General features: G+C 73.0%; 19 protein-coding genes. 9 read left to right on the top strand and 10 right to left on the bottom strand.

Going from position 1 to position 21,127, the window contains the following annotated elements:
• Positions 1-7 precede the first annotated feature (7 nt).
• A complete protein-coding gene (locus AC4BDD_RS01415; RefSeq protein ID WP_490689104.1) occupies positions 8-1,216 on the top strand; it encodes an MFS transporter in 1,209 nt (402 codons plus the stop codon).
• A gap of 84 nt (positions 1,217-1,300) precedes the next feature.
• On the opposite strand, the gene AC4BDD_RS01420 is transcribed toward AC4BDD_RS01415, so the two are convergent.
• Positions 1,301-2,581, bottom strand: a complete 1,281-nt coding sequence (locus AC4BDD_RS01420) for a haloacid dehalogenase-like hydrolase (RefSeq protein WP_490689105.1) — start codon at positions 2,579-2,581, stop codon at positions 1,301-1,303.
• A 326-nt stretch (positions 2,582-2,907) separates the two neighbouring features.
• Between AC4BDD_RS01420 and AC4BDD_RS01425 the strand changes: the two genes are divergently transcribed.
• Together AC4BDD_RS01425 and AC4BDD_RS01430 are read left to right on the top strand one after the other, a co-directional pair.
• Positions 2,908-4,278, top strand: a complete 1,371-nt coding sequence (locus AC4BDD_RS01425; RefSeq protein ID WP_490689106.1) for an MFS transporter — start codon at positions 2,908-2,910, stop codon at positions 4,276-4,278.
• On the top strand, positions 4,275-4,700 hold the full coding sequence (locus tag AC4BDD_RS01430; RefSeq protein WP_490689107.1) for a GNAT family N-acetyltransferase: 426 nt from the start codon (positions 4,275-4,277) through the stop codon (positions 4,698-4,700). Before AC4BDD_RS01425 ends, AC4BDD_RS01430 begins: the two co-directional genes overlap by 4 nt.
• Positions 4,701-4,759: 59 nt before the next feature.
• Here AC4BDD_RS01430 and AC4BDD_RS01435 read toward each other — a convergent pair whose 3' ends face one another.
• Both AC4BDD_RS01435 and AC4BDD_RS01440 read right to left on the bottom strand, forming a co-directional pair.
• Entirely contained in the window at positions 4,760-5,815 is a 1,056-nt protein-coding gene (locus AC4BDD_RS01435; RefSeq protein ID WP_490692001.1) for an ADP-ribosylglycohydrolase family protein, read from the bottom strand.
• 74 nt (positions 5,816-5,889) lie between these two features.
• Positions 5,890-6,816 carry a cyclase family protein gene (locus tag AC4BDD_RS01440; protein ID WP_490689108.1) on the bottom strand — a complete coding sequence of 309 codons (927 nt, stop codon included), beginning with the start codon at positions 6,814-6,816 and terminating at the stop codon, positions 5,890-5,892.
• A gap of 70 nt (positions 6,817-6,886) precedes the next feature.
• Here AC4BDD_RS01440 and AC4BDD_RS01445 point away from each other — a divergent pair, with 70 nt between their 5' ends.
• A complete protein-coding gene (locus AC4BDD_RS01445) occupies positions 6,887-7,822 on the top strand; it encodes a LysR family transcriptional regulator (RefSeq protein ID WP_490689109.1) in 936 nt (311 codons plus the stop codon).
• A gap of 72 nt (positions 7,823-7,894) precedes the next feature.
• Here the strand turns inward: AC4BDD_RS01445 and AC4BDD_RS01450 are convergent, their stop codons facing one another.
• Positions 7,895-8,683, bottom strand: coding sequence for a GntR family transcriptional regulator (locus AC4BDD_RS01450; protein WP_490689110.1), 789 nt, complete (start codon positions 8,681-8,683; stop codon positions 7,895-7,897).
• A gap of 82 nt (positions 8,684-8,765) precedes the next feature.
• Positions 8,766-9,224, bottom strand: a complete 459-nt coding sequence (locus AC4BDD_RS01455; protein ID WP_490689111.1) for a DUF6299 family protein — start codon at positions 9,222-9,224, stop codon at positions 8,766-8,768.
• A gap of 131 nt (positions 9,225-9,355) precedes the next feature.
• On the opposite strand from AC4BDD_RS01455, the gene AC4BDD_RS01460 reads away from it, so the two are divergent.
• Entirely contained in the window at positions 9,356-9,958 is a 603-nt protein-coding gene (locus AC4BDD_RS01460; protein ID WP_490689112.1) for a TetR/AcrR family transcriptional regulator, read from the top strand.
• A gap of 106 nt (positions 9,959-10,064) precedes the next feature.
• Here the strand turns inward: AC4BDD_RS01460 and AC4BDD_RS01465 are convergent, their stop codons facing one another.
• From AC4BDD_RS01465 to AC4BDD_RS01485, 5 genes are all read right to left on the bottom strand, one after another.
• A complete protein-coding gene (locus AC4BDD_RS01465; protein ID WP_490689113.1) occupies positions 10,065-12,635 on the bottom strand; it encodes an ABC transporter permease in 2,571 nt (856 codons plus the stop codon).
• 92 nt (positions 12,636-12,727) lie between these two features.
• Complete coding sequence (locus AC4BDD_RS01470) at positions 12,728-13,510, bottom strand: ABC transporter ATP-binding protein (protein ID WP_490689114.1); 783 nt, start codon at positions 13,508-13,510, stop codon at positions 12,728-12,730.
• Between the two features lie 280 nt (positions 13,511-13,790).
• Positions 13,791-14,495 carry a response regulator gene (locus AC4BDD_RS01475; protein ID WP_490689115.1) on the bottom strand — a complete coding sequence of 235 codons (705 nt, stop codon included), beginning with the start codon at positions 14,493-14,495 and terminating at the stop codon, positions 13,791-13,793.
• Positions 14,488-16,194 carry a sensor histidine kinase gene (locus tag AC4BDD_RS01480; RefSeq protein WP_490689116.1) on the bottom strand — a complete coding sequence of 569 codons (1,707 nt, stop codon included), beginning with the start codon at positions 16,192-16,194 and terminating at the stop codon, positions 14,488-14,490. The genes AC4BDD_RS01475 and AC4BDD_RS01480 overlap by 8 nt, the downstream gene beginning before the upstream one ends.
• A 155-nt stretch (positions 16,195-16,349) precedes the next feature.
• The gene (locus AC4BDD_RS01485) at positions 16,350-16,952 is read right to left on the bottom strand and encodes a short chain dehydrogenase (protein WP_490689117.1); all 603 of its coding nucleotides are present in this window, start codon (positions 16,950-16,952) and stop codon (positions 16,350-16,352) included.
• 153 nt (positions 16,953-17,105) lie between these two features.
• On the opposite strand from AC4BDD_RS01485, the gene AC4BDD_RS01490 reads away from it, so the two are divergent.
• From AC4BDD_RS01490 to AC4BDD_RS01505, 4 genes are all read left to right on the top strand, one after another.
• The gene (locus tag AC4BDD_RS01490) at positions 17,106-17,972 is read left to right on the top strand and encodes a LysR family transcriptional regulator (RefSeq protein WP_490689118.1); all 867 of its coding nucleotides are present in this window, start codon (positions 17,106-17,108) and stop codon (positions 17,970-17,972) included.
• Between the two features lie 173 nt (positions 17,973-18,145).
• Positions 18,146-18,514 (top strand): DUF1330 domain-containing protein, encoded by a 369-nt coding sequence (locus tag AC4BDD_RS01495; RefSeq protein ID WP_490689119.1) that lies wholly within the window; start codon positions 18,146-18,148, stop codon positions 18,512-18,514.
• Between the two features lie 138 nt (positions 18,515-18,652).
• On the top strand, positions 18,653-20,200 hold the full coding sequence (locus AC4BDD_RS01500) for a carboxylesterase/lipase family protein (RefSeq protein ID WP_490689120.1): 1,548 nt from the start codon (positions 18,653-18,655) through the stop codon (positions 20,198-20,200).
• Entirely contained in the window at positions 20,197-21,105 is a 909-nt protein-coding gene (locus AC4BDD_RS01505) for a PhzF family phenazine biosynthesis protein (RefSeq protein ID WP_490689121.1), read from the top strand. The genes AC4BDD_RS01500 and AC4BDD_RS01505 overlap by 4 nt, the downstream gene beginning before the upstream one ends.
• The last annotated feature ends 22 nt before the right edge of the window (positions 21,106-21,127 follow it).

The raw sequence follows: 21,127 nt of genomic DNA on the forward strand, positions 1-21,127 counted from the left end.
TCGAAGCGTGACGAGACTTCTGCGGGCCGGCCGGCTGGCCACCTTCGCCTACTTCGCCCTGAACGGCTTCCTGATGGGGATGTGGATCATCCACATCCCGGGTATCGAGCACCGCGCGGGGATCAGCCATGCCGTACTCGGCTGGCTCCTGCTGCTGTTGGGCGCGGGAGCCTTCGCGGGCATGCAGGCTGTCGGACCACTGACCGACCGCTTCGGGGCCCGCACCGTCGTGCCCCTCAGCGCGGCGCTGTGCAGCGCGACCGTGGTCCTTCCGGGCCTGGCCGCGAACGCCTGGACACTGGGAGCGGCACTGCTGGCGCTCGGCCTCGGCAACGGCTGCCTGGATGTGAGCATGAACGCCCACGCCGTCCAGGTGGAGCGCGGCTATCGGCGGCCCGTCATGTCCGCCTTCCACGCCACCTTCTCCATCGGCGGGGTCGTCGCCGCGGCGGTGGGCGCCCGCACACTCACCTGGGGCTGGAGCCCGGCGGCCACGCTCGGCGTGGTGGCGCTTGCGGGCCTGCTCGTCTCGGCGCTGGCGGCTCCCGCCCTGCTGCGCCCCGACCCCATCCGGGACCCGGACCCCGCGGCCCCTGCCGCGGGGGACCGCCGCAGGACGCCCCGGCACATCTGGGCGCTGGCCACGCTGGCCCTGATGATCATGCTCTGCGAAGGCGTGGCCAACGACTGGAGCACACTGCACCTGCGCAATGTCCTGGACGCGCCCGCCGCCACCGCCGCCCTCGCCTACGGAGCCTTCGCCACCGCCATGACCATCGGCCGCCTGCTGGCGGACCGGGTGGCCGCGCGCCTGGGTCCGGTGGCCATCCTCCGTTACGGTGCCGCCGCGGCCGGGCTCGGCCTGACCGCGGCGGCCCTCGCCCCCTGGATCCCGCTGGCCCTGGCCGGCTGGGCCGTGTTTGGGGCCGGACTGTCCGGCTGCGTGCCCCAGCTGTTCAGCGCGGCCGGCCACGCCGACCAGGCCGCCGCCGGCGCCAACGTCTCGCGCGTCGCCGGCCTCGGCTACCTCGGCATGCTCGCCGGTCCCGCGCTCATCGGACCGCTGACCCGCGTCGTGCCACTGAACCTCACGTTCTTCCTGCCGGTGGCGCTGTGCGTGATCGCCGCTGCCACGGCCGGCATCGTGCGGCCGGTCCCGGCATCCGCGACCTCCACCCCCGACCGGGGCACCCCCGCGCAGGTCCGGTGCCGGTGACATGCGGCCGCCGCCCCGAATCCTGGGCGGCGGCCTTTGTCAGTACACCGGGTGTCAGTACACCGTGTGTCAGCAGACTGTGTGTCAGTACACCGTGTCCTGCTGGTCCGGCACGATGGAGCCGTCCGCCCGGCGGAGCGGGGCGAGGCTTCCGTCGGGCCGGGTGTAGCCGCTGGTCGAGCAGGGGTAGGGCTCCGTCCGGCGCCCCTTCGGCTCGATGAACATCGGGTTGACCAGCCAGCGGTGGTCGGCGTTGTCGTAGGCGCGGCACATGAACTCGGTCTTGTTGCGGTTGACGGCCAGGTGCCCGGCCGTGGCGTCGCTCACGAAGGTCACATCGGTCTCGGCGTCACCCGCGGCGAAGGCGACGCGGTGCGCGCGGTCCTGCTGCTGCCAGGCCCGGGCCCCCTGCACCCCGTAGATCTCCTGGTTGATCCAGCAGCGCTTGCCGTCCATGTACGTCAGGACCTCGCCCTGGCCGTCCCGCACGCCGCCGCAGCCCTGCACACCGGTGGTGAGCCGACCGTCGCGCACGATGTTGCGGATGCCGATGGTGTGCGCGCGGTCGATGCCGACGCCCGGTGCCCAGGCCCGCACGATCGGTTCGGCGGACGCGGAGACGACCCAGACGTCGAAGCCCGCCTTGCGAAGCGTCCTTATGAGGTCCCGCTGCTGGTCGTAGTAGCGGATGTAGCCGGGCATGGTGTGCGTGCCGACCTTCTGCTCCGTGCCGATCGGCGCGGCGAGGTTCTCGGCGCGGGCGGCGCGGGCGAACCCGGTGAGCCGGGCCGGGCTGTGTCCGGCGAACAGCTGGGTGATCCAGACGTATTCGGGGACGGTGCGCCGGTGGTTCCACGTCCCGGTGAACGCGGCCTTGCCGTCGGAGGTCTTGGCGTCCTGGTAGACATCCAGGATCTCGTCGGTGCAGCCGGTGTCGGTGGAGGTCGGCAGCGGCTTGCCGACGGGGACGGCGGTGCCGCATGCCTGGGTGAGCGCGCGGTGGGCGTCGTCGGTCATCCACTTGTTGGTGGCCTTCCAACTGGCGGGCCGCAGCACCTTGTCGTGGTTGAGCATCCAGGCCAGCGTGGCGTCCGAGACGTCGTTCTTCACCACGGTGTTGTCCCAGTCGAAGGCCGCGACCGGGCGCGCGCCGCCGTTTCCGGAGCAGGACCCGAGCTCGTCGATCATCTTCTGGAGCCGGTCCCGGTTGTCGCCGTACCAGCCCTTGGCGACGGTCAGCTGGGGGCAGGCGCGGGGGGCGCTGTCGACGGGGCCCGCCGTGGCGTGCTGGGCGGCGACCGTCAGACCGGTCCCGGCGAGCGCGACCGCGGTGAGGGCCGCGGACCAGCGGCGCTTGTGACGCATGAACACTCCTGTTGTACGAGAAACCGTTCGGGAGGCTATACGCGACAGCTGGGGCGCCGACCGACGCCCGGGTGTCGTGCGGGTGACGGCGAGACCAACAAGCCCGCTCTCCCCTCACGCCGTCGCTTCTCAGCCGTAGCGATCATCACATCGGTGGGGATGACCATACTCACGCGTGCCGCTGCTAGCGTGTGCCCGTGCCGAAAACAGACAGGGTGCGCCGTCGCTGAGAGCGGCGGCGCACAACCCCGGTTCTCGCCGTCGCTCCTGAGCCCTGGCCAGGAGCGCCTTCACGGCGCTCGGATTCTTCATTCCGGAGCGCACCCTTGTTTGCCCTGTCTGTTCGTCAACGTCGGCGTGTCCTCGTCGCCGACCTCGTCTCCACAGCGGTGTTCCCGCTCGCCATCACCGGCGCGACGGCGGCCGTCCCCGATGCGACCGCGCGGCTGTCCGGTGCGGACGCCCTGGGTCCGTGGATCGTCCTCGCCTACAACGGGCTGTTCGCCGCGGCCCTGATGCTGGCGGGGGTGGCAGCGGACCGCCTCGCCCGCACCCGGTTCTTCGCCGTCGGCAACATCGTCGTCGCGGTCACCGGCGTCCTGTCCGCCCTCGCTCCGGACCTGCCGTCCCTGGTGGCCCTCCGTGCGGTCGCCGGCATCGGGGCGGCCATGTGCGCCGCCGGCGGGTCGTCGATGATCCTGGCTGTGTATCCGCCGCAGGAGCGGCATCGGGTGTACGGCTACGCGGGCGCCGTGCTGGGCGGCAGTCTGGCTCTGGGGCCGGTCGTCGCCCAGGCCCTCATGGCCGTGGGCGGCTGGCCCCTGGTCTTTCTCGTGCCGGGGGCCGTCGCCGCCGGCGCCGCCTTGGCCACCCGCGGGCTTCCGAGTCTGCGCGGCCCCGAGGTGTCCGGGCACCTCGACCTGCGCGGTGCCCTGCTCTTCGGGGCGACCGTCGCCGCCGTGGTGACGGCACTGGGGCTGGGCGTCGGGTCCGGCGTCCCGTGGTGGTGGCCGGCTGGGCTGATCCTCCTCGCGGCGGCCGGCGCGGCCGGTCTCGTCCGGGTGGAACGGCGCGCGCCCGATCCCGCGATACCCATGGACCTGCTGCGGCTCCCGGCCTATCGCGCGTACGGCGTGGCGACCGGTGCCTTCATGGGGATGCTCGTGGTGGGGCTGACCGTGCTCCCCCGGCTCGGCGCAGCCCGGAGCATGGGTTCGGCCGAGGCGGCGGTCATGCTCAGCCTGCTGACCGTGCCCTCGACGGTCCTGCCGCTCGCTGCCGCTCGGCTCGCGCGGCGCTGGGCACGGCAGTTGGTGACCACCGCCCTGTTCGCCTGCACCGTCACCGCCGTCATCCTCCAGGTGACCGACCGTCCCGCCGCCCTTCTCCTCGCGGCCGGGGTGGTCGGGCTGTGCCTCGGGCTGACCGAAGGCGTCCCGGACGGGCAAGCCCTCCGGCATGTGCCCTCCCATCGCGGAGGCGCGGGGGCGGCGCTGTTCGGCACGGTGCGGATGAGCCTGGAAACCCTCACGCTGGCCGCTGCCACCGGGGTGATGGCAGCCTTCGGCCCCTCATCCGGCATGGCGGTCGCGGGCGCGGTGTGCCTGACCGCCGCCCTGCTCGTCCACCGCGCCGTGCCCGCCCGCGCCGAGCGGGGGGACCCGCGCTCGGACCACCGTGGTGGGATGGGGGCATGATGGATCTTCGGATACGGACCGCCGCCCCCTCCGACGTCGAGGCCGTGCTCGCCTTCTGGAAGGTGGCGGCCGAGGGCACCAGCATCAGTGACGACTCCGCGGGCGTGGCCCGGCTGATCGTCCGGGACCCCGGCGCCCTGCTGCTGGCCGAGCACGGCGGCGAGCTGGTGGGAACGGTCATCGCCGGGTTCGACGGCTGGCGCTGCCACCTCTACCGGCTGGCCGTCCACCCCGAGCGGCGGCGGCAAGGGGTGGGCGGCGCGCTGCTGGCCGCGGCCGAGGAGCGGTTCGTGGCGCTGGGCGGGAGGCGCGGGGACGCGATGGTGCTGGACCGCAACGAGCGGGCCCACCACGCCTGGAGCGCGGCAGGGTACGCCCGCGAGGCGCAGTGGAGCCGCTGGGTCAAGCCGCTCGCCGGCTGAGCCGCTGGGTCAAGCCGCTCGCCGAGTGAGCCGAGGCGCCACCAGCCGGGGCAGACGCGTCACCAGCCGGGATAGCGGTGCCACCAGTGCGGGTCCCACGCCCGGACGTACTCGCTTCCGCTGGGTGAGTCCTCCAGCTCCATCAGCAGGTCGCGGGCGAGGGTGTCGAGGACCCACGCCAGTTCGTGACGGCTGACCAGGTCCACGGGGAGCGCCTCGGCTCCGTGGACGGCGCCGAGCAGCGCGCCGGCCACGCAGGCGACCGAGTCACCGGCCGGCGCGCGCGCCGCGAACTCCATCGCGGCGCGGAACCCGGCGCGGTCGGGGTGGGAGGCCGCGGCGTAGACGCCGCCGAGCAGCACCGAGGGCGCGGTGGCATCCGGCGCGAGCCGGGCGAGCCGTCCCGCGTCCGCCGGCTCGTCGAGGGCGTGCCGGAATGCCGCCACCAGCCGGCTGTGGTCGTCCTCGGTGATGTGCCGGTCCGCCGACGGAAGGGCGGTGATCCCCGTCCGCAGCGCTTCCCGCGCGGATCCGCCGGAGTGGGCGGAGGGGCCGCCTTCCGGAGCGGAGTACGTCAGGCAGTGGTGGGCCAGCACGGCCGCGTGGACGGTCGCGGCCCGCGCCGCCGGGTCGCCGTGGGTCAGGGCGGCGAGCGCGCCGGCCTGAGCGATCCCTCCGAGCCCGGTGACCGCGACCGGGAGGGTCCGGGTCAGTGCGTGACAGCCGCGGCTCATGGTGGCCATCGCCTCCTGGCCTTCCTCGATCCGGGAGAGGGCCGCCACCGTGGCCGGTGCGCTGCCGCGCCGCTCGGCCAGCGCGGGCACAGCCGCGAGCCAGCCGTCCGGCCACACCGCGTCAGGGCCGGGAGAGGCCCAGCGGCGCCGCATCTTCTCCGCTTCGATGCCCTGCCGGAAGGCCCACCGGCAGTAGGCGTGCAGGACCACCCCCGGCGGGTAGCAGATCCCCTTGTGCTGTCCGCGTACCTGCGCGCGGATGATGCCCTCGGCGGTGAAGCAGGCCAGTTGTGTGCTGACGCCGGCTCGCAGCGGGCCGTCGGCCGGCAGCCTGCCACGGGCTCCTCCCAGGGTGTCCCCGAGCGCCAGGCCGAGCATCATCCCGCGCACCCGGGATTCCCTTCTCAGGTGCTCCCTTCGGTGCTCTTTCGCGTGGGGCGGGGCGGCGGGCGGTGTCACGCGTCGTCGCCGGCGTCGAGGAGCGCGTAGGCGCGCACCGGGAAGGTGCCCATGCCTTCGACGGCGGGCGGTGCGGCGTGGAAGCGGAAGCCGTGCGGCGGGAGTTGCTCCAGGCCGCGCAGGTGCTCCACGACGGGGATGCCGGCGGCCAGCAGCGCGGTGTGGACGGGACGGGAGCCGTCCTCGGTGTCGTCGATGTTGAGGGAGTCGATGCCGACGAGCGCGGGCCGCTGCTCGCTGAGCCAGGCGGCGGCGTCGGCGGTGAGGTAGGGGTGGCCGCTGCCGTACTGGTCGGTGCCCCAGTGCCGGTCCCAGCCGGTGTGGATGAGTACGGCCCTGCCCGTGAGGTCGTACGGCAGCAGCAGCTCCCGGCCGATGGCTCGTCGCTCGGCGCCGACGGCGCGGATCACGACGCCGTCGAGGTCGGTGAGCCGGGACAGGGGCAGCCGGGACAGGTCGGGGCCGTCGCCGAACCGGTGGAAGGGCGAGTCGAGGTAGGTCCCGGTGTTGGACACCATCGAGATGCGGCCGATGGTGAACTCGGTGCCCGGGGCGTAGTGGTCCCGGGACGCCTCGCGGGAGATGTGGTCGCCGATCTCGGGGCCGGGCAGCCCCGGGTACGTCTCCATTCCGTGCCGGATGGAGTGGCTGAGCTCGACGGCCCGCCGCCCGGCCGGGCGGGAGCCGGGTGCGCTCCCGCGCGAGCCCTTGTGCCACTCGCGCACCAGCCGCTTGGCGCTGATCCGCACCTCGCCGACCATGAGCAGGCCGAGTTGGCGTACGAACAGCTCGCCCAGCTCCTCGTCGCTGATCTCGGGGCCGGGGACGTCCAGCCGGAAGCCCTGGGTCTGCAGGGCGCCGCCGTTGGCGAACGTCACATCGGCGTCGAACTCCGCACGCCACTGCGTGATCTCGTCGGTCATGATCCGATCCTCGGTGAAGTGGCACTTGCGGACAATCGAGATTTTCTGAAGTGCAACTACAGTGCCGCTTATGGAACTCGACCCCCGTCGGCTGCGCGTCCTGCGGGCCGTGGCGCTGCGGGGCGGCGTGGTGGACGCCGCCCGGCTGCTCCATCTGACCCCCTCGGCGGTCTCCCAGCACCTGGCCCAGCTGGAGCGGGAGGTGCGCCACCCCCTGGTGGACCGCTCCCGGCGCCGGGTGGCGCTCACCGCGGCCGGGCAGCTCCTGGCCGCGCGGGCCGAGCGCATCGAACACGAGCTCGCCGAGGCCCGCCGGGAGCTCGCCGAGCTGACCGGGCGGGCGAGCGGCCCGGTGATGATCGCCGCGTTCTCCTCGGCGGTCTGCCATCTGCTGGTGCCGGCGGTCGGCGAACTCGCCCGCACGCATCCCGGTCTGGAGCCCCGGGTGGTCGAGTCGGAGGGGCCCGAGGCGCTGCGTGAGCTGCGCACCGGCGGTCTTGATCTGGTCGTCGCCGAGTACGACGGCGACGGCCCCGATCCGGATCGGCAGGGGAAGGACCTGGCGTCCGCCGCCGTGGCCGACGACGAGTACCGCATCATCACGCCCGCCGACTGGTCGCCGGTGCCCCGGTCCGTGCGGGACCTGGCCGACCGGCCCTGGGTCTCGGGCCCGCCGGAGTCCGCCTGCGGCCGGGCGCTGGAACGGCTCTCCGCGGCGTACGGGTTCACCGCGCGGCGCGCCCACACCTGCCGGGAGTTCCCGACCGTGCTCGCTCTGGTCGCCGCGGGGCTCGGCGCGGCGGTCGTCCCCACCCTGGCGCTGGGCGGCTCGCCGTCGGCGGCGGTCGCGCTGCCCGCCGTGCCGGTGGCCGGTCACCGCCGGATCTCCGCGGTGTGGCGCGGCTCCCCCAGCGGTCCCCCGCCCCTGATCCACGCCCTGGTCACCGCGCTCCAGGAGACGGCCGTATCCCTCGGCCTCGCGTCGCCGCGCCGTAGCCCGCCCTGACCCGGTCTCTTGCGAGCCGTGCGTTCTGGCAGCGTGTTCCAGGGCAGTGCAGGCCCGACGAGTGCGATACCGCTACGGCGTCTGGGAGAACTCGTACTGCAACTCGTAGAGGTGACCGGCTTCGACCGTGTCGTGGACTTCCACGGGGCGGTCATGGTCGCTGTAGACCACCCGGAACGTACGCAGCACCGGCACATTGCCCGGCAGCCTCAGCAGGGCGTGCTGCTCCTGGGTGGGGATCCGGGCGGAGACGGAGTCCACGCACCGGCGCGGCGGATAGCCCAGCTGGGCCAGGAGGGTCGAGATGCCTCCGCGGATCCGGCGGTGCTCCATCATGGCAGTGCCGAGGACGATCTCCAGCGGAAAGTACGCCTTGACCAGTCCGGCCGGCTCGTCGTCGAAGGTCAGGACCTGGGACCGCAGCAGGACCGGGCTCCCCGCCGCCAGCCCGAGCGCCCGCGCCACATGGGCCGGTGCCTCGGGTACGACCGTGACCTCCAGCAGCGTGCTGCAGGCGCTGACCCCGCGCTTGCGCGCTTCGGTGATCCACCGGTAGGGCTGCCCCGGCTCGGACGGAGCCACGCTCCGCGAGGGGCGCATGGTGCGCTGCCGGTGCTCCAGGACGACGGTGCCCGGCGCCCCGGTCCCCTCGGCCCGCCTGGTGACCAGGCCTTCCTCGTCCAGCAGCCGCAGCGCCTGGTCCAGGGTCGCGCTCGACGTGGCGCACCGGCGCAGAAGTCCGGCGAACGACAGGACGGTGCCCGGGGGGACGACTCCGGAGAGGATCTCGTCCCGTAGATCCGCGGCGACGCGCTCGTGCGGGGGACGCCGGTCGGTGGTCTGCTCGCTTGTCGTCGACATGCCCCAGTTATGCGGGAGCCGGCCGCCGCGCTGCCAGAGGGCAGTTCCAGCCAGACACGCTGCCACCCGGCTGGGTCCGGTACTACGGCGCGGTGAGGGTGACCTCTCGCTGGTTGGCGTCGAGGATCTCCGGGAGCGGTAGGCCGCGGGTCGTGGTCAGCCGCATCAACGTGCTTTCGACGTAGGCCGGTCCGCGGGTGAAGTCGACCTCCTGTTGCGTGTCCACGTTGACCCACTGGTGGGTGGCGCCGTCGCAGACCGCCTTGGTGCCGCCGATGCCCGCGCCCTCGCCGTGCTGCCCGAGGGTGGCGCTGACGAAGACCGCGTCGCCCGAGCCCTCGGGCGCGCACCGGTAGGTGCCCGACAGCCGCACATTGCCGTTGGGGAGGATCTGGCCGACCGGGTCGATGGTCACCGAGTTTCCGGGGGCCGGCTCCGCCTGGGCCAGGGCCGGCAGGGCGGCGAGCGCCAGGCCGGCCAGTGCACCGCACAGGGCCATGACGCCTGTCCGGCCCGGCGCGCGACGGGCGATGGTACGCATCAGAGGTCTTCCCTTCCACCGGGCAACAGTGCTCCCGAGGGTATGCGGCACGACGGCGACCACGAGGAACACGCGTCCGCACTGTCCCTCGAACTGATGACGCCTTCCGGGGAGCATCTAGAGTTGGTCGGGTGACTGACTCAGGGAAGCCCCGGGCGCGGGCAGGCGACAAACGCAGACGGCTCACCACCGCGGCGGCCCAGGTCCTGCACGAGCGCGGCGTCGAACGCACCACCCTCGCCGACATCGCGGGCGCGGCCGGCGTCCCCGTCGGGAACGTCTACTACTACTTCAAGACCAAGGACGATCTCGTCCGGGCCGCGCTGTCGGAACACAGCGCGCATCTGGCCGACCTCACCAGCCGGCTGGACCAGCTGTCCGACCCGCGGGACCGCCTCAAGGCCCTGATCGAAGGCTGGGTCGACCGGCGTGACGTCGCCGCCCGATACGGCTGCCCCACCGGCACGCTGACCGTCGAACTCGACAAGCGGGCCGAGGGGACCCTCGACGCGGAGGCCGGCGCGGTGATCCGGCAGCTGCTGGAGTGGGCCGGGGACCAGTTCCGGGCGCTGGGCGTCCCTGACCCGGACGCCCACGCCGTCACCCTCGTCTCCGCCTACCAGGGCATGTCACTCCTGACCAACGCCCTGCGCGACCCGGAGATCATGGCCGGCGAAGGAGCCCGCCTGCTCCGCTGGATCGACTCTCTCGGCACCGCTCACCCCGCGCCCTGAGCCGGCCGCCCCACCCGTCACCGCGCGCGCTGTCCGGTCGAGTTCGTGCCACCCAAGGCCGAAGGGGCGGGACGGGTCACCCGTCCCGCCCCTTCGGGCAGCGCCTCTACTGGGCCTGGATCGACCGCAGCATGTTCAGCCGGGCGGCCCTGCGGGCCGGCCAGATCGCCGCGAGGACGCCGATCACCAGCGCCAGCGCCAGGAAGATCCCCAGCCGCCCCCACGGCAGCGCCATCTCGTACATCGTCATCGACGAGGCTGTCAGGCTGCCTCCGGCCCAGGCCAGGAAGATGCCGGTGCCGATCCCGAGTACCGCGCCGAAGAGCGAGATCACCACCGATTCGAGCCGCACCATCTGCTTGATCCCCGTCCGGTCGAGCCCGATGGCCCGCAGCATTCCGATCTCCCGGGTGCGCTCGAAGACCGACATGGCCAGGGTGTTGATGACGCCGAGCACCGCGATGACGACGGCCATGCCCAGCAGTCCGTACATCATGTTGAGGACCACGGTGATGGAACCGCTGTCGGCCTTGATGATCTGGTCCTGGTTCTGGACCTTCAGCAGCGGGCTGTCGCCGAGCGCCCGACGGATGTCCCGCTCCAGCCCCGCGGCCCTGCCGGGCTCGGCCTTCACCAGGATGTCGTCGAGCTTCTTCGAGCCGGAGTACGGCAGCACGTCGTCCAGGGTGCCCAGTGCCTGGTCCGCGGCGCGGGTCGGGGCGTAGACGCCGACGACCTTCAGCTTCTTGTGGCCCTTGCCGCTGCCCAGTTCGGCGTCGATGGTGTCGCCGACGCGGATCCCGGCCTCCTTGGCGAACTCGTCGGAGACCGCGATTCGCCCGGGGCCGATGCCGTGCAGCGAGCCGGCCCGGAAGTCGAGGTCCGCGGTCCTCGCGAAGGTCCGCGGGTCCGTCCCCGTGATCATGGCGAACCGGCCCTTGGCATCGAGACTCGCCGAGGCGACGGGGGAGGCCGCCGCGACGCCGGGCAGCGCCGCCACCTTGGCCGAAGTGTCGGTGCCGAGGCCGTGGTAGGAGGTGTTGGAGACCTTGTAGTCGGCGGTCAGCCCCTGGGTCGCCTCCTTGTCCATGGCCCGCTGGGTGGAGTACCCGGCCACGGTGAGACCGGTGATCAGGCTGAGTCCGATCATCAGCGCCGAGGCGGTGGCCGCGGTGCGCCGCGGGTTGCGCAGCGCGTTCTCCTTGGCCAGCTTGCCGCTGACGCCGAAGAACCGGGTGGTCACCTTCCCGGCCAGGCCGATCAGCGGCCGGGAGAGCAGCGGGGCCAGCACGATCATGCCGCTCAGGGTCAGCGCGGATCCGAGCATCGCGATCATCAGGTTGGACTCGGAGCCGGTCTTGAGCGTGGAGACGTGGAACATGACCAGCACGCCGAGCCCGGTGAGGAGCGCGCCGAGCGTGTTGCGGACCACCAGGCCGCGGGTGCGCGGGGCTTGGTCGACGCTGCTGAGAGCCTCGATGGGCGCGATCTTCGCTGCCTTGCGGGACGGCAGCCAGGCGGCCAGGACGGTCACCACGACGCCGACCGCCAGCGACCACAGCAGGGCCGCGGGCGAGATCACCAGCGGCCCGTCGGGCAGCCCGGCTCCGCCCGCGTTGAGCAGCGGGCGCATGGCGGTGGCGATGCCGAGACCGACGGCGAATCCGGCGGCGGAGGCGCCGAGTCCGAGGAGGGCGGCCTCGACGAGGACGGAGCGTACGACCTGGCGGCGCGAGGCGCCCACGGCCCGCATCAGCGCGATCTCGCGGCTGCGCTGGGCGATCAGCATGGTGAAGGTGTTGGCGATGATGAAGACGCCGACGAACAGCGCGATTCCGGCGAAGACCAGCAGCGTCTTGGTGAGCGACTTGGTGTCCTCGGTGATCTGGCGGGACTGCTCGGCGGCGAGGGTGGCGCCACTGGTGGCATGGGCGCCCTGCTCGGGGAGGAGCGCCCGCACCCTGGCGGTCAGCGCGCGGTCGTCGGTGCCGGGCTTGGAGGCGACGGCGATCTCGTCGAACCGTCCGGGCGTGAGGAACAGTTTCTGGGCGGTCTTGGTGTCGAACAGCACCAGCGTGCCGCCGGCGGTGACGCGCGGGTCGTCGGTGCCGACGACGCCGACGAGCTTCTTGGTCAGCGCGGGCCCGTCGGTGGCGAAGCGGACGGTGTCGCCGATCCGGTAGCCGGCCTTCTCGGCGGTCTTGGCATCCAGGGCCAGCTCGCCACTGGCGGCCGGGCCGCGGCCTTGCTTCAGCGGGAAGTGGCTGTCCTTGCCGTCCTTGCCGGGCTGGTAGTTGGTGGCGAGATTCTGCCAGCTGTTGTCGGCGTTGACCGGGCGGCCGTCCTTGCCGGCCAGGGTGGCCTCGCCGTTGACGCTGGGGCGTACCGAGTCGACGCCCGGCAGTGCGCCTATCCTGCCCGCCAGCGCGGTGTCGAGGACGGTGGTCCGCTTGCTGTCCGGGCCGGTGTCCGTGGCGCTGTCGGTCAGGTCCTCGGCCTGTACCGAGACGGCCACGTCCCCCAGGTTCTTGGCGGAGGCCTTGCGGAAGGCGTTCGCCGTGGTGTCGCCGAAGACGAGGGTGCCGGAGACGAAGGCGACGCCGAGCAGGACCGCGAGCGCGGTCATGATCAATCGGGCTTTGTGCGCGAGGACGTTGCGCAGGGCTGTACGCAGCATGGTGGTGTGTCAGTCCAGGGGATACGTGGTGGGGACAGGGAGGCCGTAGGTGAGGGCGGGCCCGCGCCGGGTGCCGGTGCGGGAGGGGTGCGTCAGCTGGTCCGTCCCTTGGCGTCGAACAGCCGCATGCGGTCCAGTACGTCCGCGGCGCTGGGGGCGGGCACCTCGTCGACGAGGCGTCCGTCGGCGAGGAAGACCACGCGGTCGGCGTAGGAGGCGGCCATCGGGTCGTGGGTGACCATCACGACGGTCTGCCCCAGTTCGCGTACGGACTCCCGCAGGAAGCCGAGGACCTCCCCGCCGGAGCGGGAGTCGAGGTTCCCGGTCGGCTCGTCCGCGAAGATGATCTCCGGCCGGCTCGCCAGCGCGCGGGCCACGGCGACCCGCTGCTGCTGGCCGCCGGAGAGCTGCGAGGGGCGGTGCCCGAGCCGCCCGGAGAGGCCGACGGTCTGTATCACCAGGTCCAGCCAGTGCGGGTCGGGCTTGGTGCCCGCGATGTCCATCGGCAGCGTGATGTTCTCGATGGCGGTCAGGGTGGGCAGCAGGTTGAACGCCTGGAAGATGAAGCCGATGTTGTCGCGGCGGAGCTTGGTGAGCTGCCGGTCGCCCAGGGAGGACAGCTCGGTGTCGCCGATCCGGGCGGATCCCGCGGAGATGGAGTCCAGGCCCGCCATGCAGTGCATCAGCGTCGACTTGCCGGAGCCCGACGGCCCCATGATCGCGGTGAACCGGCCGCGGCCGAATTCCACGGACACCGAGTCGAGGGCGACGACACGGGTCTCGCCCTCCCCGTAGACCTTGCTCAGCTCCGTCGCGCGGGCGGCGGCGCCGGCGGGGGACTTCACGGATGCGGGGGCGGCTGCTGGCTGCGGCATGGGGACTCCTGGGAACGGGGTTGCCTCCCGTAGCCCGAAGCTCCCCCGGCCGACGCCGGGAGGTGCCCTCGGAAGGGAGGTCGTCGAATCCCTTCCATCGTGGTCGCGCGAGTGGGCCCGATCCGTAGCCCTCAGGGCGGGAATCAGCGGCCTGCCGAAGGTCAGAGCCGCCGCGGGTGTGTCGTCCTGTCGGACTACGGGTCCTCTGCCTTCGGGTAGACCCCTTCCCCGGCTCCTTCTCAGGGTGGAGGCTCCCGGGCCGCCGGCCGCGGCAGGGGCCTCAGCCCATGAATCCCGCCTGATGGGCCAGGAGCGCCGCCTGGACCCGGCTGCCCGACCCGGTCTTCTCCAGGATCGAGCGGACGTGTGTCTTGACCGTGCCCACCCCGATGCCGAGCCGGTTGGCGATCTCCTGGTTGGACAGCCCCTCCCCCAGCATGGCCAGCACCTCGCGCTCGCGTTCCGTCAGCCCCGCCAGCCGCCGGTCGGCCGGGGCGGCTCCGGCCCCGGTGGCCGGTGTGCCGCCCCGCAGCATCCGCCGGATGACGGCTCCGGTGACCCCGGGCGAGAGGACCGCGTCGCCCGCGGCCGCGGCCCGTACCGCGCTGATCAGCTCCTGCGGGCCCTCGTCCTTGAGCAGGAAGCCGGAGGCACCGGTCTCCAGGGCCCGGATGACGTTCTCCTCCTCACCGAAGGTGGTGAGCATGACGACCTGCGGCTTGGGGTCGAGGACGACCAGCCGCTCGATGGCCGCCAGCCCATCCAGCACGGGCATGCGGATGTCGAGGAGCACCACGTCGGGCCGCTGCTCGGCGGCGAGCCGGGCGGCCTCGGCGCCGTTGGTCGCCTCGCCCACCACGTCGATGCCGTCGGCGTGCCGGAGGATCAGCCGCACGCCGTGCCGGATCATCTCCTCGTCGTCGGCGAGGAGTACGCGGATCGCGGACCTCGCCCCGGGACCCGCGGTGTCGGCCTGGTCAGTCATGTTTCCTGCTCCCATGGGGCGGTTCGGTCACCACAGGCACCGTGAAGCGGTCGATCGCGATCAGCGTGTCGGAGCGGAAACAGTAGCGGACGATCTCGATCCGCCCGCCCGTGGCCCCGTCCCCGACGTAGGGGTAGAGGCAGTCCGTGGCTTTTCCGGGGCGCCGCGGCTCACGGCCGAGCGCGGCCGCGCGCACCGTGTCGTCGTCCGCGGACACGGCCTCCTGCACCTGCTCCCTGTCCATCCCCACCCGCGGCTCCGCGGGGGGCCGGTAGTCGGGGCCGGGCTGGGCCTGGTCCACCATCACCAGCCCGAACAGCATCATCACACCCACCCCGGCCAGGCCCAGCAGCCCGGTGACGGCGCCGGCGAGACGCCGATGGACGCGGGAGAGCCTGCGGTCGGGCGCGGCGACGGTGGCCGCGGCCTCGTCGTACGGCGCCGTGCCCGCAGCCTCCACGTCCGTTCCGGCGTCCGCGGGGATGCCCGCCGTCACGGCGAAACCGCCGCCCGGCGTCCCGCCCGCCTCGAAGGTGCCGCCGAGCAGCGCCACCCGCTCGCGCAGGCCGGTCAGCCCGCGCCCGGAGCCCAGCCCGGTCACGGCGGACGGGGGCACGGGCGGCACGCCGTTGCGGACCTGGATCTCCACCCGCTCCCCGGTGTGGGTGACGGTGACGGTCACATGGGCCCCGGCGGCGTAACGGTGCACGTTGGTGAGCGACTCGCGCACCACCCGGTGCACCGCCCGCCGCACCCGGGCCGGCCGCGCGTCGAGGTCCGCCCCCCGCCAGGAGAACTCCACGGGAATGCCGCCGCTGCGTGACTCCTCCACCAGCGCCTCGACGTCCGCGCGGGTGCCGGTCGCGTCGGTCAGGGCGTCGGTGCCGGTGTCCCGCCCGAGCGGACCGAGGACGCCCAGCGCTTCGCGAAGCTCCTGCATCGCGTCGCGGGTGGCGCGGCGCACCAGCGCGGCCTCGTCCCGCAGCCCGGGCGCCTCCTTGAGCAAGGCCATCTCCAGGCCGCCGGCGTGCAGCGAGATCAGGCTGAGCCGGTGGCCCACCAGGTCGTGCATCTCCGCGGCGATGCGTGACCGCTCGTGCATCCGCGACTCGCTCTCGGCGAGCCGTCGCGCCTCCTCGGCGGCGGCCGTACGCTCCCGCAGCGCTTGCAGCAACCGGTCCTGCTGGCCCGAGGCCGTGCCGACCAGCCCTGGCACGATGACCGTGGTCGCGGCGAGCACCGCGCCGATCGCGAGTCCGTACGGTCTGCTGCCGAGCCCCACGTCGGGCGCGAAGGCGAAACAGGACAGCATCACCAGCACGACCCCGGCGACCAGCTGGGCGGCGCGCCGCCGGGGCGCCTCCGTCTGGCGCGTCGCGGTGTGCGCGGCCACCGCGGTGAGCAGCGCCACGCCGGGCATGACGCCCGTCAGCGCGGCCAGTCCCAGCACGCTTGCCGTGGGGAACCGCCGCCGCACCACCAGCAGCCCGATCCCGGCGAACCCGACGAGAGCCACCGATCCCTCGTCGAGCGTGGAGCCGAGCCCCGAGGTGCCGCTGTAGGTGAGCAGTACCAGCACCCCGGCGAGGACCGCCTCACCGACGGCTCGCCCGAGCCGCCGGCCCCGCTCTCCCGGCCCGGCGAAGAGGCTCCGGCGGGCCGGACTTTGTTCGAGATCGGGTGGGGCATCAGACGGCATACCGCCGATTATCGGGCACCTTCGCGGGCCTTCCCCTGCGCCCTGCGGCCGATCGCGCCTCTACCGAAAGGCAGAGGACCAGCCGCAGACCCCGGGCCAGGACACCAGGCGCGGGGCCGCGGTCGGGCGTTCGCAGTGGCCCCCTGGGACACCCCCTAGTGGCCCACCCGCAGCACCTGTCCGGTCGCCGCCCCCTCGATCGCCCGCACATAGGCCGTGGCCACCCGGGCCGCCGGCACCGGCTCCCTGCCGGGGAACGCCCGGCCGTACGCGTCCGCGCTCTCCGCGACGAGGCCGGGGCTCACCGCGTTCACCCGCTGCGGTGCCAGCTCGATCGCCGCCGCCCGCACGAACGCCTCCACCGCGCCGTTCGCCGCCGACGCGGCTGCTCCACCGAGCACGGGCTCGTCCGTGAGCACCCCGGTGACCAGCGTGAACGAGCCGCGTGGTGCGACGTGGCGGGCCCCTTGGCGGACGATTTCCAGCTGGCTCAGCGCCTTGCCGCGCAGCGTGGCGGCCAGGTCGTCGTAGCTGAGGGAGTCCAGCGGCGCGAAGACGGCGGCGCCCGCCGCGACCGCCACCGCGTCCAGGTTCCCGGTCCGCTGGTAGAGCCGGCCGACGGCCTCCGGGTCGGAGACGTCGAGGCGGAGGTCGCCGCTGCCGCGGCCGACGGTCACCACCTCGTGGCCGCGCTCGGTGAGGGTGGTGTGCACGGCGCTGCCTATGGTGCCGGAGGCGCCGATGAGGAGGATCTTCACAGGGGTTCTCTTTCGTCGTATCGCCGTAGCGGTGCGGTCCCGCCGCCCGCGTCCGGGAGCCGCGCGGCCCGTCGGGCCGCCGTCCCCGACGACCGTACGGGCCCCGTCAGGCGCCGGGAAATGCCTTCTGGTCAGGCACTATGCTTCCGGTGCATGGACGTGGAACTGCGGCACCTGCGGGCCTTGGTGGCCATCGCCGACGAGGGCACCGTCACCGCGGCGGCCGCCCGTCTGCACCTCACGCAACCGGCTCTCTCCCGCACCCTGGCGCAGTTGGAGCAGCGCGTCGGCGTCCGGCTGGTGGACCGCGGGGCCACCGGGGCGTCCCGGCAGACGACCCTCACCGCCGCCGGGCAGAAGCTGTACGGCCACGGGCGGGCCATCCTCGCCCATGTCGACGCCGCACTGGCCGACACCTCGGCCGTCTCCCGGCCGCTGCGTCTGGGCTACAACTGCGCCCTGCTGGGCCGGTTCACGGCTCCCCTGCTGCGGTCCTGGCAGCGCGACCACCCGCAGGTGCCGCTGGAGCTCCTTAGGCGGGGCGAGGGAACGGCGGGTCTGGCGACCGGGGAGGTGGATGTGGCAGTGGTCCGCGCGGACCCGGGCGACCCGCGGCTGCGGGCCGAGGCCCTCTACCGGGAGGACCGCTTCGCCGCGCTGCCGGACGACCATCGGCTGGCCGGGCGTCAGGAGATCGGTCTGGCCGAGCTGGCCGGCGAGACGCTGGTGACCTGGCGTGAGGTGAGCACCTCCGGTCCGGAGCTGTGGCGGTCCGAGGAGCGGCCGGCGACCGGCGCCGAGGTGGAGGACGTCGACGAGTGGCTCAACGCCGTGGCCGTCGGCGGGGCGATCGGCATCGCCGCCGAGGCCACCGTGGCGTGCCGCACCCACCCCGGTGTGGCGTACGTCCGGGTCGGCGACGCACCGGCGGCCACCGTCTACCTCCTCCATCCGGCACATCCCACACACCCCGGCACGCGGGAGTTCGTGGCGGCGGTGAAGGCCGTGGTGAGCGAGTGAGCCGGGGCGGGACGAGGGACTGAACGGGTCGGGCCCAGGGCCCTGTCCGGCCACCCACGCCTACGTGAGGGGTAATCGCCTCTCTCCCCACGGCGCGTCAGACTGTTCGTGCACAGCGGGCGCGGCGCTCACGCCGCCGCCCCGCATGACCAAGGAAGAACAGGGGACACCAGATGCCTGCCTACGCCCTCGGAAACCTCCGTCCGGCCGCTCACCTGCACGATGACGTCCTCACCTACATCGAGCGCGTCCAGGGGACCCTGAACCCCTTCGGCGGACGGTTCCTGGTCCATGGCGACCCGGAGCGGGAGGTGCGTGAGGGCGCGTGGCCGGAGGCGCTGGTCGTCATCGCCTTCCCCTCCCTCGCCCACGCCCGCGACTGGTACGACTCCCCCGCCTACCAGGAACTGCTGCCGCTGCGTACCCGGCACATGGACGGCGACGTGCTGCTCATCGACGGCGTCCCCTCGGACTACGACCCGGCCGCGACGGCGTCCGCCCTGCGCGCCGCGCAGAACTCCCCCGGCCGTTCCGACGGCTGATGATTGACATCACCGGTGTGTCATTCGACGTGATCTTGATGTTGGTCCTCGGGCCCCGTTTGCTGCGATGCTGGTGATCATGGCCGGCCCGCCGCCACACGGCGAGCCGGCAGTCTCATGTTCCAGCGAGGGGGACCCATGAACATCCGCACGACCGGTGACGGCTTGGTGCGGGGCTACCAGCCCGCGGCCGACGTCGTCGCGTTTCTCGGCATTCCTTACGCCGCCGCGCCGTTCGGCCCCCATCGGTTCCGGGAGCCGCGTCCACCGCAGCCGTGGACGGGCGTCCGGGACTGCCTGGACTTCGGCCCGATCGCACCGCAGTCGGCGCAGTTGCCGGGATCGCCCTCCTGGTCCCCCGGCGACGAGGACATCCTCACGCTCAACATATGGGCTCCGGCGTCCGGTGGCGACGCCCTCCCGGTGCTGGTCTGGATCCATGGCGGGGCCTACACCTTCGGATCGTCCGCGCAGCCCGACTTCGACGGCACCGCACTGGCCCGTGCCGGGCTCGTCGTCGTCACCTTCAACTACCGGCTCGGCTTCGAGGGCTTCGGGCACCTGCCGACCGGTGACGCGTCGGGCTACCCGGACAACCGGGGTCTGCTCGATCAGATCGCGGCCCTGCGGTGGGTTCAGGAGAACATCGCCCACTTCGGCGGAGATCCCGCCAACGTCACACTGGCCGGTCAGTCCTCCGGTGCCGCCTCGGCCACCTGCCTGATGACGATGGACCGCGCTCACGGGCTGTTCCGCCGGGTCATCGCCCACAGCATCGCCAGCCCCTGCTACTCCGTCGAACTCGCCGCGGAGACCACCGGGAAGGTCGCCGAGGCAGCCGGCGTCCCCGCCACGCCCGAGGGCCTGGCCTCCGCCTCCCCAGAGACTCTGGTCGCCGCCTCCGACAGGGTCGTCGACGGCTACCGGCAGGATCCCGCTTCCGGTGTGCGTCACTACAACCCCGTGATCTACGGTCCGGTCGCCGACGGAGGGATCCTTCCCACCGACCCGCTGACCGCGATCACCGCCGGAGCCGCGCACGACGTCGACCTGCTGGTCTGCCACGCGACCCAGGAGTCCTGGCTGCTGGACGCCGTCGGCGCCATCGCCAAGGTCACCACCGAGGAACAGCTGGCGACCTTCCTCGAAGACCACCGGCTTCCCCGGACCCTGGCTTCCGGCTACCGGGCGCTGATGCCGCAGGCCCCCGTCCTCGACATCTACCTGGCCATCCTCGGCGATGTGTTGTTCGGCGCGTACAGCGACCGGCTCGCCGACCGGTACGCCCGGGCAGGCGGCCGGACGTACCTGTCCCGCTTCGTCCGGCACCGCCGAGGACCTGAGGGAGTGGTGCGCCCCTGGCACTCCGCGGACATCCCCTTCGCCTTCGGTACCTTCGAGGCGAAGAGCGTCGAGTTCCTCATCGGCGGCATGCCCAGCGCCGCCGATCACCAGCTCTCCCGTCAGATGCTGAGCGCCTGGGCCGGCTTCGCGGCCACCGGCGATCCCGGGTGGCAACCGGTCGGCGCTGCCACCGACGCCGTCCGGCTCTGGGGGACGTCGGAGGTTCACTCCGAAGCGCGGATCTCGAAGGTCCACGCCCTGTGGAGCACCGACGGCGTTCCCCTAGGTGACGCGAGCCGGTACTCCGTCAATCCCACCGAACAACTTCCGGACCGCCCATGAGTGGGCGCGGACTGCCCGTCACGATCGTCCACGCATGCCTGCGCCAAGGCAGTGGCGGAAGCCCCACCGCGGTGCTGGACGAGGCGCCGTTGAGTGACGAGGACCGCCGTCGCGTGCCGATGCTGGTGGGAACGTCGCACGCCGTCTTCGTCTCCAGGGATGACAGCGTCTCGGTGGATGACAATGCGCCCGCCGGTCCGTCGGCTTCGCTGCGCTTCTTCACCGCCGAGGGTGAACTGCCCGCGTGCGGCCACGGGACGGTGGCCGCTCTGGCCTTCCTCGCCGCTCGCGCCGGGGGCGAGGGAGAGTACCGGGTCGGCCTCCACGCCTCGGGACGGGCCTTCGCCGGCTGGTTCGCCCCGGAGAAGAGTGGTGTCAAGGCATCATTCGACCCCGGCCCGGTCGGCCTGCGCGTACCCACCACGACCGAACGCGCCCTCATCCTGCCTGCGCTGGGCGTCGACCCGGACACGCCCGTCCCCGGTATCCGCGTCGCCACCCTGGGGCGGCCGCGGGTGCTGGTCCCCGTTCCCACACGGTCCGCTCTCTCCGCCCTCGCCCCGGACTCCGACCGGCTCCGCACCGCCTGTGACCGCCTGGGGCTCCTGGGCTGCTACGTCTACTCCGCGCCGACGGGCAGCGGGCACCTCGCGGCGCGTATGTTCGCCCCGTCGATCGGCGTTCCGGAAGACATCGCCAACGCCAACAGCACAGCCTGTCTCGCCGCTCACCTGGCCGGTCAGGGCGTCACCGACATCGCCGTCGACATGGGCGACTCCCTCGGCAGCCCGTCCACCATCACCGCCACCACACGGCAGTGCCCGTCCGGGCCGATGATCCGGCTGGGCGGCACCGCGGAGGTCGCGCGCACCATCCGCCTGCCGGGTGCTGGTCCGGGCAGGTGAGGGCGCGGGAGGGGCGCTCGCC

It is taken from the genome of Streptomyces sp. JLBT605, assembly GCF_058215555.1.

Excerpts from the sequence above, each read along its gene's own strand:
- AC4BDD_RS01500 (WP_490689120.1), top strand. The coding sequence starts at position 18,653 with ATGAACATCCGCACGACCGGTGACGGCTTGGTGCGGGGCTACCAGCCC.
- AC4BDD_RS01455 (WP_490689111.1), bottom strand. The coding sequence starts at position 9,224 with ATGCGTACCATCGCCCGTCGCGCGCCGGGCCGGACAGGCGTCATGGCC.
- AC4BDD_RS01430 (WP_490689107.1), top strand. The coding sequence starts at position 4,275 with ATGATGGATCTTCGGATACGGACCGCCGCCCCCTCCGACGTCGAGGCC.
- AC4BDD_RS01420 (WP_490689105.1), bottom strand. The coding sequence starts at position 2,581 with ATGCGTCACAAGCGCCGCTGGTCCGCGGCCCTCACCGCGGTCGCGCTC.
- AC4BDD_RS01435 (WP_490692001.1), bottom strand. The coding sequence starts at position 5,815 with ATGATGCTCGGCCTGGCGCTCGGGGACACCCTGGGAGGAGCCCGTGGC.
- AC4BDD_RS01505 (WP_490689121.1), top strand. The coding sequence starts at position 20,197 with ATGAGTGGGCGCGGACTGCCCGTCACGATCGTCCACGCATGCCTGCGC.
- AC4BDD_RS01440 (WP_490689108.1), bottom strand. The coding sequence starts at position 6,816 with ATGACCGACGAGATCACGCAGTGGCGTGCGGAGTTCGACGCCGATGTG.
- AC4BDD_RS01445 (WP_490689109.1), top strand. The coding sequence starts at position 6,887 with ATGGAACTCGACCCCCGTCGGCTGCGCGTCCTGCGGGCCGTGGCGCTG.
- AC4BDD_RS01495 (WP_490689119.1), top strand. The coding sequence starts at position 18,146 with ATGCCTGCCTACGCCCTCGGAAACCTCCGTCCGGCCGCTCACCTGCAC.
- AC4BDD_RS01480 (WP_490689116.1), bottom strand. The coding sequence starts at position 16,194 with ATGCCGTCTGATGCCCCACCCGATCTCGAACAAAGTCCGGCCCGCCGG.
- AC4BDD_RS01465 (WP_490689113.1), bottom strand. The coding sequence starts at position 12,635 with ATGCTGCGTACAGCCCTGCGCAACGTCCTCGCGCACAAAGCCCGATTG.
- AC4BDD_RS01470 (WP_490689114.1), bottom strand. The coding sequence starts at position 13,510 with ATGCCGCAGCCAGCAGCCGCCCCCGCATCCGTGAAGTCCCCCGCCGGC.
- AC4BDD_RS01475 (WP_490689115.1), bottom strand. The coding sequence starts at position 14,495 with ATGACTGACCAGGCCGACACCGCGGGTCCCGGGGCGAGGTCCGCGATC.
- AC4BDD_RS01450 (WP_490689110.1), bottom strand. The coding sequence starts at position 8,683 with ATGTCGACGACAAGCGAGCAGACCACCGACCGGCGTCCCCCGCACGAG.
- AC4BDD_RS01490 (WP_490689118.1), top strand. The coding sequence starts at position 17,106 with ATGGACGTGGAACTGCGGCACCTGCGGGCCTTGGTGGCCATCGCCGAC.